Raw genomic sequence first — 15,182 nt, forward strand, 5'->3', positions numbered from 1 at the left:
AACTGTAGCGCTGTAGCACAAAAATGCCAATCGTGTATATAACGTTACAATCTGTTATGAAATCAAAGCTATAGTGCTAACAATGGCATTTATACTCAATGCTTGCATTTGACTATGCTAGCAGAGACTAAGCCTGGACGTACTATAACGGAGGAAGCAATGATTCAAACTCCAGAAATGCTAAGACATGCGATCGAAAAGTTGTATATGGATATAACTGAGCCTCTCGATCCCTATATAGCCTTAGCCGTGACAAACCTAAGCGTAAAAATGGCTGAAACTGCTTATGCAATGGGATTTCAGGACGGTCGCAGTTCCGATCGCACTAACTGCGAGCTTTGCCATGGGGGGGAGTGCTTAGGTCTAGGCAAAGCATTCTAGTCAGTTTTTCGCAAATTTATCAAAGTTCTATCGAACGTTGGTTGGTGTGAGTAGCCCCATCTGCCCAGTATCTAAAGATCTGGCAATGGGGTTTTTGCTTGGTTCATAATTGTTAATCTATGCTGAGCAATTCGTAATGCCGACAGGACTGGCAAGGGCCAGATGGGTTAACGGCGCAACGTACGTGGGCAGAACGAGCGTTAAAGCGACAGCTAAAGTCGCCGATCGCAAAGCCAATCCCCTCAACATAAGTAACATCAGCAGGTAGCAATAGGGGTTGCGTTCTCGCTTGCCCGACTGCCTGCGCTACCGAACGCAGTCGTGCCTCTGTCTTAATTGCCAGGCGGCGCATTGCCAATATCGATAAAATGGGAGTTAAAAACCCCAGCACGATCGCGAGAAAAATTTCCATAAGCCACACAAAAGCTGCAACGACAGGACTAAACAGGATCTAAGCCCAACATAGCGCGTAAAATTAGCGACAAACCGATAAAACTACCAATAAACGCCGTTACAAGCGCGATCGCAGTTACAGGTTGTTTAAAAAAAGGCAACAGGGGCTTGAGTGCAAAAAACAAAACCCCCAATACGATCGTAATTAAGTAACGGGGATAGCGGCTGACATTTTCAAAAAAATCTTTCATGAGATAAAGAAGGCTAGGAGTTTGTTGCTTTAAAGTCCATATTTTATATCGCTAATTTAACATTTTCCTGTGGCTGTCACAGACCTGTGAGGAAGAGAGGCAGGTATCAGTAAAAGAACATTCATGAAGAAATAGTTAAAATTGCCCCTTCAAATTTGATCTTTAAGTGTCAAGCTTAGGTGAAAATATAGTCAAAGAAAAAAACTTAGGTACCCCGAATCATGGCTGTTGCTACCCAAACTTTAGAACAACTCTGCATAAATTCAATCCGCTTTCTGTCCATAGACGCAGTAGAAAAAGCTAAGTCAGGACACCCAGGGTTACCAATGGGAGCCGCCCCCATGGCTTTTGTACTGTGGGATCGGTTCCTCAAGTTCAACCCCAAAAACCCGAAATGGGTAGATCGCGATCGCTTTGTCTTGTCAGCCGGTCATGGTTGCATGTTGCAATATTCGATGCTGCACTTAACTGGTTATGACAGCGTTTCTATTGATGACATTAAGCAGTTCCGCCAGTGGGGCAGTAAAACCCCCGGCCATCCTGAAAACTTTGAAACCGAAGGCGTAGAAGTTACTACTGGCCCTCTCGGTCAAGGTGTAGGTAATGCTGTTGGTTTGGCGATCGCGGAAGCACACCTGGCAGCTCGCTTTAACAAGCCCGGACATAACATCGTCGATCACTATACCTACGTGATTCTGGGGGACGGTTGCAATATGGAAGGTGTGGCTTCGGAAGCAGCATCCATGGCGGGGCACCTCAAGTTGGGCAAGCTGATCATGATGTATGACAGCAACAGTATTTCCATTGATGGCAGCACGGATCTCGCTTTTACTGAAGACGTGGGCAAGCGCTATGAAGCCTATGGTTGGCACGTTCAGTACGTCGCCAATGGCAACGACGACCTCGATAGCATTGCCAAAGCGATCGCCGAAGCTAAGAAGGTTACCGATAAGCCCAGCTTGATCGTGGTCACTACCGTAATTGGTTATGGTTCGCCCAATAAAGCTGGTACCGCTGGCGTGCATGGTGCTGCCCTCGGTGGTGATGAAGTCACGGCTACTCGCAATAACCTGGGCTGGGAGTACGAGCCATTTGTCGTGCCCGAAGACGCTCTCAAGCGCTTCCGAAAGGCGATCGATAAGGGTGCCGAAGCCGAAGCCGATTGGAATCAGCGCTTTGCTGCTTATGCTCAAGCTTATCCCGCCGAAGCAGCCGAATTTACGCGCGTCATGGCGGGCGAGTTGCCGGAAGGTTGGCAAAACGCTTTAGAGCCGGTTACCCACAAGGAAACCTCTACCCGCCTGCTCTCTGAAGCCTGCCTCAATGCCCTCGCTCCAGCTTTACCGGAATTTCTGGGTGGTTCTGCTGACCTGGCACACTCCAACATGACCTACCTGAAAGGCATTCCCGATTTCCAAGCTGGCTCTTATGAAGGTCGCAACTTCCGCTTTGGCGTGCGCGAGCACGGCATGGGTGCAGTTTTGAATGGGATGGCCTTGCATGGCGGTCTCATTCCTTATGGTGCAACTTTCCTGGTATTTGCCGACTACATGCGGGCAGCGATTCGTCTGTCGGCGCTGTCGCAAGTACGGGTAATTTACGTCATGACCCACGACTCAATTATGCTGGGTGAAGACGGCCCCACGCACCAACCGATCGAGACGATCCCATCCCTACGAGCAATTCCCGATTTGCTGGTTTTGCGCCCCGCTGATGCCAAGGAAACCGTTGGTTCCTACGAAGTTGCCATTTCCGAACGCAAGCGTCCTTCTCTACTAGCTTTTACCCGTCAAGGCGTAAAGAATCTACCTGGGACATCGGTCGAAGGCACCAAGAAGGGTGGCTATGTGGTAGTTGATGCCGCTAACCCCGATCTGATCGTCATCGCCACTGGTTCTGAGCTAGAACTAGCTGTAAAAGCAGCGGATGCTCTTAAAGCAGAAGGAAAAGCCGTACGTGTAGTTTCCCTGCCTTGCTGGGAACTGTTTGAAGAACAAACGCAAGAGTATCGCGACTCTGTATTGCCTCCTGCCTGCAAGAAGCGCGTTTCAGTGGAAGCTGCTTCTAGCTTTGGTTGGCATAAGTATGTCGGTTCGGAAGGCGCGATGGTCAGTATCGATCGCTTTGGTGCATCAGCTCCCGGACCTACCTGCTATGAGAAGTTTGGCTTCACGGTCGATAATGTCATCGCTACCTGCCGCCAGGTACTCGGTTAATACCAATTTGAACAGTAAAACGACAGAGATCGAACGGGGTGAAGGGGTAGAACCCCTTCGTGGGGGCAACGCCCCCACCCCCCATCCGTAACCACAACAATTTAAATTGGTATAACCAGGAGTAAACCATTCGCGATCGCTCGTAGAATGGTAATCTAGAAAAATTCAAGGACTTCAGTGCATTTATGCACTGAAGTCCTTTTAACAGCGCCGTACGGTCAATAGTCTCAAAGTATGGAGCCGAGCCAGAAGTTCGTTAACGCTTACCCGTCACAATATAACTAACCCTTTTGCCGATGTTGGTGGCATGATCCGCCATGCGCTCGAGGTGATGAATTGCTAATACCATCAGCATTACAGGCTCTAAGGAAGTGCCGATGTTGGTTTGCCTGGTTAACAGGTTATAGAGAGAATCATAATCATCATCGACGGCATCGTCTTTGGCCTTAATATCTAACCCCTCCTCTGCATCTAAATTAGATACCGCACCCAAACTCAAAGCTAGCATTGCTTGGCAGCGCGCAAACATCACCTGAAGTCGATCCATGTGTGGTGGCACGGGGTAGGGAAAAAGTTTGATCGCAATTTCTCCTAAATTCTCAGCGTAGTCACCAATCCGCTCTAGATCTCTGACCATATGTATCAGCGCGGTTAAAAGTCTTAAATCGCGGGAAACGGGTGACTGGAGAGCAATTAGATCGATACAGCCTAGTTCGATTTGGCGATAGAAACGATCGATGTCCTTATCTTGAGTGTCAATTTTGGTAGCTGCCTCTAAATCTCGATCGAATAAGGCGCGGTGTGCTAGCAAGCAGGAATTTTCTACCAATGCGCCCATGCGTAGAGCGTCTTGCTCTAGTTCTCGCAGTTGGCGATCGAAGTTTTTTCTCGTTCGATGGCGCTCTTCCTCAGTTGAGAGTTCTTGCATGGCAATTTTCAAAGGTAGTTTTCAAATGATATAGCAATCACAAATGATTTGTGAAAAAGGGGGTGTGGGGCTGCGCCCCACGCAGGGGAGGCAGGGCGGTCTTGGGGGGTTCCCCCTAAAGCCACTGCCGTGTTCTACCCCTGCACCCCGTTCATATGATGATTTAGCATCGCTATAAGCGAGTTGAAATAATTAAAATGCAAATAATCTTGACATTCCAGTAATTTGGATACAAAAGAAAATACTTGACTGGGCAAACCTTTTTTAAAGGTTAAGTTCTGGTAAAGCTAGTTGCATTTTATCGAGCCAATCAATCAGGTTGTCCAGTTGTTTATCTGGTGGTAAAACACCCACTCCCCTTACTGTAACTTTACTTTGCTGATAAACAAAACGCGATCGCAAATGCTCTGGCAATTTTTGCTCTAATAGTTTCCAGGCAGGCTCTTCCATTTTAGTTTCTAAAATAACATGTTGTTTGCCATCGGGTTTAATCCGCGAAAATCCGATTTTCTTCGCCACCAGTTTCAGCTCCATCACCTTGATTAAACGCTGGGCGGCAGTAGGCAGGGAACCATAGCGATCGCGCCACTCTTCGGCAATCTGGCCCAACTCGCGCCGCGAACTGGCAGCGGCGACGGCGCGGTAGGCACTCATCTTCTGGTCTGGATCGCTGATATAGTCAGCCGGGATAAATGCCGTGATCGGAATGTCGATCTGCGTATCGTCTACTTCGGGGATGGCAGAACCGCGAATTTCCGCGATCGCCTCCTGCAACATTTCCATATACAAATCGAAACCGATCGCATCGATCTGGCCCGACTGCTCCGACCCCAGAAGGTTGCCCACGCCCCTAATCTCCATATCCCGCATCGCCAACTGGTAACCGGAACCAAGGTGCGTAAATTCCTGAATCGCACGCAGGCGCTGCCGAGCTGGTTCGGTCAGTTCCCCCTGAGCTTGATAAAATACCCAGGCATGAGCCTGAATACCAGCGCGACCGACCCGCCCGCGCAGTTGATAGAGCTGTGCCAGTCCCAGTTTTTGGGCATCTTCGATAATAATCGTATTCACGCGGGGAATATCTAAGCCGGATTCAATAATCGTCGTGCAGACCAGGATATCCGCTTCGCCACTGTTAAAGGCGATCATCGTAGTTTCCAACTCGGCTTCTGGCATTTGACCGTGGGCGATCGCCAAACGCGCGCCGGGAATTGCTTCTCGAATTTTAGTAGATGTTTCCTCAATCCCTTCAATGCGAGGCACGACATAAAATACTTGGCCGCCGCGATCTAATTCCTGACGGATGGCGGCTCTGACTGCTTCAGGATTGTAGCGGGACAGGTGAGTTTTAATGGAACGGCGCGATGGCGGTGGTGTCGCAATTAGACTCATCTCCCGCACGCCCGACAGCGCCATGTACAGCGTGCGCGGAATTGGAGTCGCTGTCAGCGTCAGTACGTCTACTTCAGTTTTGAGAGATTTAATTTTTTCCTTTTGCGCTACTCCAAAGCGCTGCTCCTCATCCACCACTAACAATCCCAGATCCTTAAACTTCACTTCCTTAGAAAGTAGTTGGTGCGTGCCTACAATTAAATCCAGTTCGCCCGTCGCCAATTTCTGCACGATCTCCTTGCGCTCGCTAGCCGTTCTAAATCGATTCAACAGGGCAATTTTAATTGGATAGGGGGCGTAGCGTTCCTGGAGGGTGTGATAGTGCTGCTGCGCCAGGATAGTTGTGGGAGCCAGCATGGCGGCTTGCTTGTTATTAGTTAATGCCTTAAAAATGGCGCGAATCGCAACTTCGGTTTTGCCAAATCCTACATCGCCGCACACCAGCCGATCCATAGGGCGATCGCTCTCCATATCCTGCTTGACATCTTGAGCTGCCTTTAGTTGATCGGGAGTTGGTTGATAGGGAAAAGAATCTTCCATTTCTGCTTGCCATTGCATATCAGGTGGGAAAGCATAACCGACCTGCTGCGATCGCTTGGCATATAGCTCTAGTAAGTCGATGGCGATTTTCTTAATCGCTTTGCGGGCTTTGTTAGTAGCATTGACCCATGCTTTGCCAGTCATGCGATTGAGTTGGGGCTTACCCTCTGTCATACTGCGATAGCGCGATAGAGTTCCCACCTGGTCGGCAGCAACGCGCAACAAACCATCCTCGTATTGAATTACCAGGTATTCGCGGGTTTCGCGGTTAATCGTTAAGCTTTCCAAACGCAAAAATTGTCCGACCCCGTGGTGCTTGTGGACTACATAGTCGCCGATGGAGAGCTTATTGAGATCGACCTGCTTGGAAACGGCTCTCCGTCGCTTGCGAATGTAGGTGGGGGTACCGAGTGCGTGTTGCCCAAAGAACTCGCGATCGCTGACGATTAAAATCCGAAATGTCGGCAGAATAAATCCCTGGATTTCTGCCACGCCAGAGTATTTCAACGCCACAGGCGTACGAGAGTTATGCAGTTTCTCAATGGCAGGATAATCTCGCACGTTCGGCACGAACTGGGCGGGGCAGTCATGCTCTTGCAGGAGCGCCACCGCCCGCGATGGTTGCGCTGACACGATCGAAATTTGATAGTGCGAGTTGCGATATTCTCGCAGAATCTTGGATAAATTGCCAAACTGATGCGGTATTGTGGGTATGGGGCGGCTAGATAGATTCACTGTTAGGGGGCGATCGGGGTGTTGCAAAAGACTGAGGTCATCTTCTGCTAATTCAGTGAGATAGAGGCGCTCGAACTTAGATTCCAAATCCAATAGACATTCATCAAAGGGTCGGTGCAGGGAACCAGAATAGCTAGAAGTGCCATCAAGAACTTTAAAAGCTTCCGAAGCAGATTCATACCAGCGATCGCTATGGGCTTGACATTGTTCTAGTTCGTCGATGGCGACGAGACAATGCTCTGGCAGGTAATCGAGGATGGAAGCGCTGGAATCTGGGTGGATAGAGTACATTGCTTCGGATCGATCTTCCAATCCTCCTTTGGGATCTGGCGGTGCGAAGATGGCATCGTAACTGGTGGGAGTAAGTGTAATTGTCGCGATCGCGTCCATAGTTCTTTGCGAAGCGGGATCGAATTCGCGAATTTTCTCAATTTCGTCGCCAAACCAATCCAGGCGGAGCGGTAATTCACAGGAAACTGGGAATACATCGACAATATCGCCGCGCCGACTCCATTGACCTTCAGCTTCAACTAAGGAGGTACGCTCGTAACCAAGTTGAGTTAAGCGATCGGCGAGAACCTCTAATCGCATTTCCATTCCCACGCTCAATTGCAAGCAATTGGCTTGAAATTGAGACAAGGCGGGGAGATGTGGTTGTAAAGCTCGATCCGTCACTACGATCGCGATGCGATTGCCGGAATTTAATTTAGAGCCGCCAGGTTTACCGTTACCATCGTTAGAAGTGTTGCTGAGATCTGCAAAATCATGCGCGTAACCGCTTAAATCTGAGAGTACCTGCATCTGCGCCCAGATAATTTCCGGTTCCGGCGCGTAGTTTTCGTAGGGCAAGGCATCGGAAGTGGGGTAAAAATGTACGGTCTGCCAACCCATCGCTTCTAGCTGCACCGCCCACCGCCCCGCCTCTTCAATAGTTGCCGTCACCACTAATAAAGGACGATCCTGCTTTTGCGCCAAGCAAGAACTAACCAGCCCTTTCACCAGGCGAGGCATACCACTGAGGCTGAGGCAGCGCCACTTTTGCAGCTTGGTTTCTAGTTCGCTGGTAAGGGGCGATCGCGTTAGAGCGCGGATGACAGACGAAAATGCCATAATTTTGACGACAATAACTCAGCCACTCAGATTCCTAAGTGGCTGCACGAGTTGGTTATCTTGATTGTATCAAAGCCCAAAAAGTTAGTTTTGGTCTGCCATGCTGTGATTTGAGTGCGCGATCGCACCCTTCCCTTAATACTGAACCGAAGTGCGATTTGATAGCATAAACACAACCCCGTGCGATCGCATCTATGACGATGTAAATGTTGCTGATTTCTTAAGGTTTAGCCGCGTTAGAATTCCCTGTGAGGGGCTGAAGAGTAGAACGCATAAGAATATGCTGGATGCTACCAGGGCGATCGCTGGGCCGGAAGGCAAGCCGTAATAATAACTAATATACATGCCAATAACGCCAGCAGTAATGCCGATCGCTGCCGCCAAAATCATGATTAAATGCAGTTGTTTGACTAATAAATAGGCAGCGGTACCTGGTGTGATTAGCAGAGAAATTACTAGCATTCCACCCACGGTTTTGAGACTGGTGACGATGGTTAGCGTGATCGCAAACATTAAACCAAAGTCTAAAAGTTTTACAGGTAGACCCATCACCTTTGCTGCTTGAGGATCGAAGGTATAAAGCAGCAACTCTTTATAGAAAATTTTGATGAGAAAGAAGATCGCGCATGTCGTCAGCCCCACCCACCAGACATCCTTGGTGGAAACGCTCAGAATGTTACCGAAGAGGAAACTATCGAGATCGACCTTTGTGCCTAATTTGGTAATTAAGCTAATACCGAGGGCAAAAAAGCTAGAGAAGACGATCGCCATCGCGGCATCCACTTTCACCTTTGACTGTGACCGAATCAGCGTGACGATAAAGGTACTGAAGATACCAGAGATAAATGCACCTAAAAAAATATCAACTTTGTAGAAAAAGGCGATTGCTAACCCCGGAAATACTGAATGCGAGATTACGTCGCTCAGTAATGACATGCGCTGTATGACTAAATAAACTCCGGTGACTGCGCATAGCGCCCCAATTGCGATCGCAGCAAGCATGGCATTGCGCATGAACTCAAGGCTGAGGGGATCTAAAAACCAGCTTAGCAACTTAAAAGCCCTTCTCTTGGCGAGAATATATGTCGATTTCTGGGGTCGCCGTAGGCACGCCGCAGGTTTTCCGATGTCACGACCTCGCCTACGGCACCGAAGGCAATTTGCCGCTGACTCAGTAATAGTAAGCGATCGTAGCGTTCCAGGGTTTCACCCAAATCGTGGCTGACGACAACCAGGGTTTTGCCCTGTGCTTTCAGTTCGGCAAAGACATCAAATATGATTTCCTCTGTGGCAGCGTCAACGCTACTAAATGGTTCGTCAAAGAAAAATAGTTCTGCTTCCTGTGCTAGCGATCGCGCCAAAAATACACGCTGCTGCTGCCCCCCCGACAACTGGCCGATCGGTTGCTGGCGCAGATCCCAAATCCCTACGCGCTGGAGTGCTTGCGTTACCACTTCACGCGATCGCCGACTGTGGGAACGAAACCAACCGGTACGGACAGTGCGAGCCATCATTACCACGTCCCATACAGTGGCAGGATAGTCCCAGTCGATCTGCGATCGCTGCGGTACGTAAGCAATTTGACGTAGATGCCGATCTAAACTTTCCTGTCCGAATCTAATTAAGCCGCTGACAACGGGTACAAGTCCCAACATGGCTTTGAGCATGGTGCTTTTGCCTGCGCCGTTAGGCCCGATCACTCCAAGTAACTGACCGGTATTGAGGGTAAAGCTAATGTTTTCTAATGCGGTCACACCCCGATAGTTGACAGCGAGTTGGCTAACCTCAAGCATTTTTACACGATTGCAAGAGAATGATTCTCATTCTTTTATATCACGATTTTGGGGAGGGGTTAAGCATTTGCATGGAATTCCTGCACTTTAGTCATTTTGAAAGAGCGGGGAAGGGGGTAAAATCTCTTCCAGTTAAGCATTTGCATGGAATTCCTGCACTTTAGTCATAGGCGGGATTATGGTATTTCTAAAATCTGGCAAAACTAGTTCCGCCAGTCCCAAATATTCAATTCCATTGGGAGTAACGTCAAAGCGGCAGGGCAGAATTTCTACTCCTTCAGCGATCGCTTCTCTTAGTAATTTGCCATACTCGGGATCGGCGCGATCGCCTGGTGCAAAGCGATCGCAGTCGCCGCGATTGATGAAGTACAGCAATATGGAACGGGTGTTGGCATCCTTAATCGAGATTAATTCGCGCAAATGCTTTTGTCCTCTGGTCGTTACCGTATCTGGGAAGAGAGCTAAACTGCCATCGCACCAGGTTGTATTTTTGATCTCGATAAAGGTCTTGCTGGTTTTATCAGTTTTGGGATCGGTGGTACTGAGGACGAAGTCAATCCGGCTGTTTTCGCTGCCATAGGCAACTTCTGCTCGTACTAGATCGTAAGCTCCTAATTCGGGAATTATGCGATCGTTCAACATTTTGCCCACCACTTGATTGGGTAAGCCCGTGTGTACGCCCACCCAAACATTGTCAATGTGAATAATTTCCCAACTGTAAGGCAGTTTGCGTTTGGGGTTATCGCTACAGGAAACCCCCACCCTGCTGCCAATTTTACAAATGCCAGTCATCGGCCCTGTATTGGCACAATGGGCAGTAATTAACTCCCCAGTTTCTAGCTCGATATCTGCAAAAAAACGCTTGTAACGCTTTACTAACGTGCCAAACCGTAGAGGGGGATAGGCGTGTACCTGCATAGTTTCCTGATTTCGCCCTAATCTAAAATTTCCTCCCAAGAGTTTAGCCCGATACGGTTCCCCACTCCTCAGTTCTAAAAATTTCCACTAGGATAGATCAATAAGTTAAGTTAGATTGCGATCGCCATAGTAAGCATGACAAAGCCGCGTAAGTTCTGGTCAATTATTATCGTCCTCTGTCTGGTATTTGTAGTTCAGTTGTGCAGTCTAGGTAGCGCTAAAGCCGCGATCGCAGACTGGACGCAAGAGCAAAAGTTTTTTAACAACGTATGGCAGATCGTGTATCGCTCCTATGTGGACGACAGCTTCAACCATCAAAACTGGTATCGCGTCCGCAAAAGTTTTGCCAATCGGAAGTTTAACAGTCGCGAAGAAACCTATGCGGCAATTCAAGAAATGCTAGCCAGCCTCGGCGATCCGTTTACCCGCTTCTTGCCGCCCGACCAGTACAGGACTATGCAAACCAGTACTAGCGGCGCGCTTACCGGCGTGGGCTTGCAAATTGCGATCGATCCCCAAACTAACTCTCCGATCGTGATCGCGCCGATTGAAGGCTCGCCAGCAGATAAGGCGGGCGTGCGATCGCTAGATCGCATCCTCAAAATCGACAACGTATCGACGGATAATTTAACCCTCGATGAATGCGCCGAACGCATGCGCGGTCAGATTGGCACCCAGGTAACGTTATCGATCGCTCGTACTGAATACGCCCCTGAAACAAGTGCGAAGAAGGACAAACAAACACCCAAACAGAAAACATTTGACGTAGAAATTAGACGCGATCGCATTGAAGTTAACCCGATCGTCGCCAAGCTGGATGATTTTAACCACCATAAAATTGGCTACATCCGGCTATCGCAGTTTAATGGCAACGCCGCCACTGAGATGGCAAGCACGATTAAGCGCATGGAAGCAAAAGGTACCGATGCCTATGTATTGGATTTGCGCGGTAACCCTGGTGGCTTATTGCAAGCAGGGATCGAAATTGCCCGCATGTGGCTGCCCGATGGCACCATTGTCTATACAGCCGATCGCATGGGGATCCAGGAAAGCTTTACTGCCCACGGCCAGGCTCTGACTAAACATCCGCTGGTCATTTTGCAGGATAGCGGTACTGCTAGTGCGAGCGAAATTCTCGCAGGTGCTCTACAAGATAACGGACGCGCATCGTTGGTGGGAACCAAGACCTACGGTAAAGGCTTAATTCAATCCTTGTTCGAGCTAGAGGACGGTTCTGGACTGGCAGTGACGATCGCTAAATACGAAACACCCAGCCATCGAGATATAAATAAAGTTGGTATAACTCCCGATCTTGAAGTCAAGATTTCTCCCATCAGTCGCGAGCAGTTAGCTACTCAAGACGATATTCAGTATCAAACTGCCATCAAACTACTCGATCGCCAGATTAGTCACCCACAAACAACCCCAGCCGTCGCTAAAGCAACTGCCAGCGGGTGAACGAAAAAAAGCACGGGGGTAGAAAAAGGCGTAAGAAGGGAAGCATACAGACAGCAGGCAGAAAAGCCAAAGGAAGTAGGAAGTAGCTTTGCTGGCATAGGTAATATGGTGGCGGTCAGCCCGCTGACCGCCGACCGCTATACAATTAGTAATGCCCCAAATGCTACTAGCCGTTTTAGATTAATGCAACCAACAGACCCCAATAAATTTACCGAGAAAGCTTGGGAAGCAATTGTTAAATCCCAGGATGTGGCGCGGCGATCGCAGCAACAGCAACTGGAAGTCGAACACCTATTGCTCGCTCTGCTAGAGCAAAACGGCTTGGCAAGTACGATTTTAACCACCGCCTCCGTGCCATTGCCAAGATTTCAAAAACTGACCGAAGATTTTCTGCGCGCGCAGCCCAAGGTGGCAAATCCCGAGCAACTTTATTTAGGGCGCAGCCTTGAAGTCTGGCTGGATCGCGCCGACGAGTCTCGCCAAACCTTTGAAGATGAATTTATTTCGATCGAGCATTTGCTGCTGGGCTTACTGGACGACGATCGCTTGGGAAGACGCTTGTTTCGCAATGTGGGCATCGACCGCGCCAAACTGGAAGCTGCCGTCAAAAAGGTGCGCGGTAACCAAACCGTATCCGATCAAAACCCCGAAGCTAAGTATGCCTCTCTGGAGAAATACGGGCGCGACCTTACTGCTAGCGCCAAGGAAGGCAAACTCGATCCCGTGATCGGGCGCGACGACGAGATCAGGCGCGTGATTCAGGTGTTGTCGCGGCGTACGAAAAATAATCCCGTTCTGATTGGCGAGCCGGGTGTGGGGAAAACGGCGATCGCGGAAGGATTAGCACAACGGATTATCCGGGGTGATGTGCCGGAATCGCTTAAGGGGCGCACGCTGATTAGCCTGGATTTGGGGGCACTAATCGCTGGAGCTAAGTATAGAGGCGAATTTGAGGATCGCCTGAAAGCAGTACTCAAGGAAGTGCTGGACTCTAACGGGCAAATAGTCCTGTTTATCGACGAGTTGCATACGGTGGTGGGAGCTGGGGCCACGCAGGGGTCGATGGATGCCGGTAATCTGCTCAAACCAATGCTGGCGAGGGGGGAACTGCGCTGTATCGGTGCTACGACGCTGGATGAATATCGCAAGCATATCGAAAAGGATGCCGCTTTAGAACGCCGCTTCCAACAAGTGCTGGTCGATCAACCCACAGTAGAGGATACAATTTCGATTTTGCGCGGACTAAAGGAACGCTATGAGGTACACCACGGGGTTAAAATCTCCGATTCGGCTTTAGTGGCAGCATCTGTCCTGTCAAATCGGTACATTGCCGATCGCTTCTTACCAGACAAAGCGATCGATCTAGTCGATGAAGCCGCCGCCAAACTCAAGATGGAAATCACTTCCAAACCAGTGGAATTGGATGAGATCGACCGTCGCATTATGCAGTTAGAGATGGAGAGATTCTCTCTGCAAAAGGAAGATAGTATTGCTTCTATGGATCGCTACGAACAGGAAGGCAAAGTCATCTACAAGTCCAAGGCAGCCCAGGCAGCCAGCGAGCGCCTGCAAAAGATCGATGATGAACTGAACGAGCTAACTGAAAAGCAAACGACTTTGAACGATCGCTGGCAACTTGAGAAGGAAACTATTGATAGCGTACAAATTCTCAAGGAGCAAATCGATCAGATTAAGCTGCAAATCGAGCAATCGGAACGCGACTATAATCTCAATCGCGCCGCTGAATTAAAGTATGGCAAGCTTACGGAGCTAGAGAAGCAGCTCGATGATGCGGAATTGCAAATCGGGCAAGCGCGATCGGAAGGTTCCACCCTATTCCGCCAGCAGGTCACAGAAGACGACATAGCCGAAATCGTCGCTCGCTGGACCGGAATTCCGGTGAAGAGTTTATTGGAATCGGAGCGGCAGAAATTACTCAAACTAGAATCGCATCTACACGAGCGGGTAGTCGGACAGGATGAAGCCGTAGAGGTAGTAGCAGCGGCGATCAGGCGCGCCCGCGCTGGTATGAAAGATCCCAATCGCCCAATCGGTTCCTTTATCTTTCTCGGCCCCACTGGAGTTGGCAAAACTGAGTTGGCTCGTGCTTTAGCCCAGTTTATGTTCGACACGGATACGGCCACGATCCGCCTCGATATGTCGGAATATATGGAGAAGCATTCGGTATCGCGGTTAATTGGGGCTCCTCCGGGCTATGTGGGCTACGAAGAAGGCGGGCAGCTTTCCGAAGCCGTGCGTCGCCATCCCTATTCCGTGATTCTATTTGATGAAGTGGAAAAAGCTCACCCCGATGTCTTTAACATTCTTCTGCAAGTACTGGATGACGGTCGCATTACCGACAGCCAGGGACGTTTGGTGGACTGCAAAAATACAGTCATCATCATGACCAGTAATATTGGCAGCGAATTTATTTTGGATGTGGTGGACGATGACTCTAAATATGAAGAAATGCGCCGCCGCGTAATGGAAGCACTGCGTACCAGCTTCCGCCCCGAATTTCTCAACCGCATTGATGACACGGTGATTTTCCACGCGCTGAAGCGTTCTGAAATTAAAGCGATCGCTGCTCTCCAAATCCAACGCATCGAAGAGCGTTTGAGCGATCAGAAAATCAGTCTGAAACTCACTCCCGAGGCACAGAACTATATCGCTGAAGTCGGATACGATCCCGTGTTTGGAGCGCGACCGCTCAAACGGGCGATTCAACGCGAGATCGAAAACCCGATCGCCACCAAGATCCTGGAAGGCATATTCAGCTCCGGTCATGCGATCGAGGTTTCTGTCAAGGATGGGAAACTAGCATTTAGCTAGACTGGGACTTTACCTATCGTTTGCTTTATAGCATTTTTCAATTGAGAACAGGTTTTATTTTTGGGGTGAAGGGGTACCCCTTCTTGGGGGCAACGCCCCCAAACCCCCTTCTCGTTTTCATCTGAAAACCGCTATAAGTCGTTGATACGCTCATATTAATTTAATGATAACTATTTGCATTAAGCAAATTTTCATGTAGACTAATTCCTTAGTTGAGAATTACTAGCAATAAATC

The 15,182-nt window shown here is 49.2% G+C and carries 11 protein-coding genes; 4 read left to right on the forward strand and 7 right to left on the reverse strand.

What is annotated here, in order from left to right; all coding sequences use genetic code 11:
* Positions 1-114: 114 nt before the first annotated feature.
* On the forward strand, positions 115-381 hold the full coding sequence (locus PSE6802_RS0119415) for a hypothetical protein (RefSeq protein ID WP_019501707.1): 267 nt from the start codon (positions 115-117) through the stop codon (positions 379-381).
* 112 nt (positions 382-493) lie between these two features.
* Here the strand turns inward: PSE6802_RS0119415 and PSE6802_RS0119420 are convergent, their stop codons facing one another.
* Both PSE6802_RS0119420 and PSE6802_RS0119425 read right to left on the reverse strand, forming a co-directional pair.
* The gene (locus PSE6802_RS0119420) at positions 494-793 is read right to left on the reverse strand and encodes a DUF6464 family protein (RefSeq protein ID WP_019501708.1); all 300 of its coding nucleotides are present in this window, start codon (positions 791-793) and stop codon (positions 494-496) included.
* A 28-nt stretch (positions 794-821) separates the two neighbouring features.
* On the reverse strand, positions 822-1,025 hold the full coding sequence (locus PSE6802_RS0119425; protein WP_019501709.1) for a DUF751 family protein: 204 nt from the start codon (positions 1,023-1,025) through the stop codon (positions 822-824).
* Positions 1,026-1,246: 221 nt separating this feature from the next.
* On the opposite strand from PSE6802_RS0119425, the gene tkt reads away from it, so the two are divergent.
* On the forward strand, positions 1,247-3,241 hold the full coding sequence (tkt, locus tag PSE6802_RS0119430) for a transketolase (protein WP_019501710.1): 1,995 nt from the start codon (positions 1,247-1,249) through the stop codon (positions 3,239-3,241).
* Positions 3,242-3,497: 256 nt separating this feature from the next.
* Here tkt and phoU read toward each other — a convergent pair whose 3' ends face one another.
* From phoU to sfsA, 5 genes are all read right to left on the reverse strand, one after another.
* The gene (phoU, locus tag PSE6802_RS0119435; protein ID WP_019501711.1) at positions 3,498-4,169 is read right to left on the reverse strand and encodes a phosphate signaling complex protein PhoU; all 672 of its coding nucleotides are present in this window, start codon (positions 4,167-4,169) and stop codon (positions 3,498-3,500) included.
* A 264-nt stretch (positions 4,170-4,433) separates the two neighbouring features.
* Positions 4,434-7,946, reverse strand: a complete 3,513-nt coding sequence (mfd, locus tag PSE6802_RS0119440) for a transcription-repair coupling factor (RefSeq protein ID WP_019501712.1) — start codon at positions 7,944-7,946, stop codon at positions 4,434-4,436.
* Between the two features lie 192 nt (positions 7,947-8,138).
* Entirely contained in the window at positions 8,139-8,999 is an 861-nt protein-coding gene (locus PSE6802_RS29720; RefSeq protein ID WP_036945670.1) for a metal ABC transporter permease, read from the reverse strand.
* On the reverse strand, positions 8,993-9,739 hold the full coding sequence (locus PSE6802_RS29725; RefSeq protein ID WP_019501714.1) for a metal ABC transporter ATP-binding protein: 747 nt from the start codon (positions 9,737-9,739) through the stop codon (positions 8,993-8,995). The genes PSE6802_RS29720 and PSE6802_RS29725 overlap by 7 nt, the downstream gene beginning before the upstream one ends.
* A 132-nt stretch (positions 9,740-9,871) precedes the next feature.
* Positions 9,872-10,657, reverse strand: coding sequence for a DNA/RNA nuclease SfsA (gene sfsA, locus PSE6802_RS0119455; protein ID WP_019501715.1), 786 nt, complete (start codon positions 10,655-10,657; stop codon positions 9,872-9,874).
* Positions 10,658-10,792: 135 nt separating this feature from the next.
* Between sfsA and PSE6802_RS0119460 the strand changes: the two genes are divergently transcribed.
* Together PSE6802_RS0119460 and clpB are read left to right on the forward strand one after the other, a co-directional pair.
* Entirely contained in the window at positions 10,793-12,115 is a 1,323-nt protein-coding gene (locus PSE6802_RS0119460; RefSeq protein WP_019501716.1) for a S41 family peptidase, read from the forward strand.
* Positions 12,116-12,298: 183 nt separating this feature from the next.
* Positions 12,299-14,947 carry an ATP-dependent chaperone ClpB gene (gene clpB, locus PSE6802_RS0119465; protein ID WP_026103418.1) on the forward strand — a complete coding sequence of 883 codons (2,649 nt, stop codon included), beginning with the start codon at positions 12,299-12,301 and terminating at the stop codon, positions 14,945-14,947.
* The last annotated feature ends 235 nt before the right edge of the window (positions 14,948-15,182 follow it).

Source organism: Pseudanabaena sp. PCC 6802, assembly GCF_000332175.1.
Taxonomy (GTDB): Bacteria; Cyanobacteriota; Cyanobacteriia; order Pseudanabaenales; family Pseudanabaenaceae; genus PCC-6802.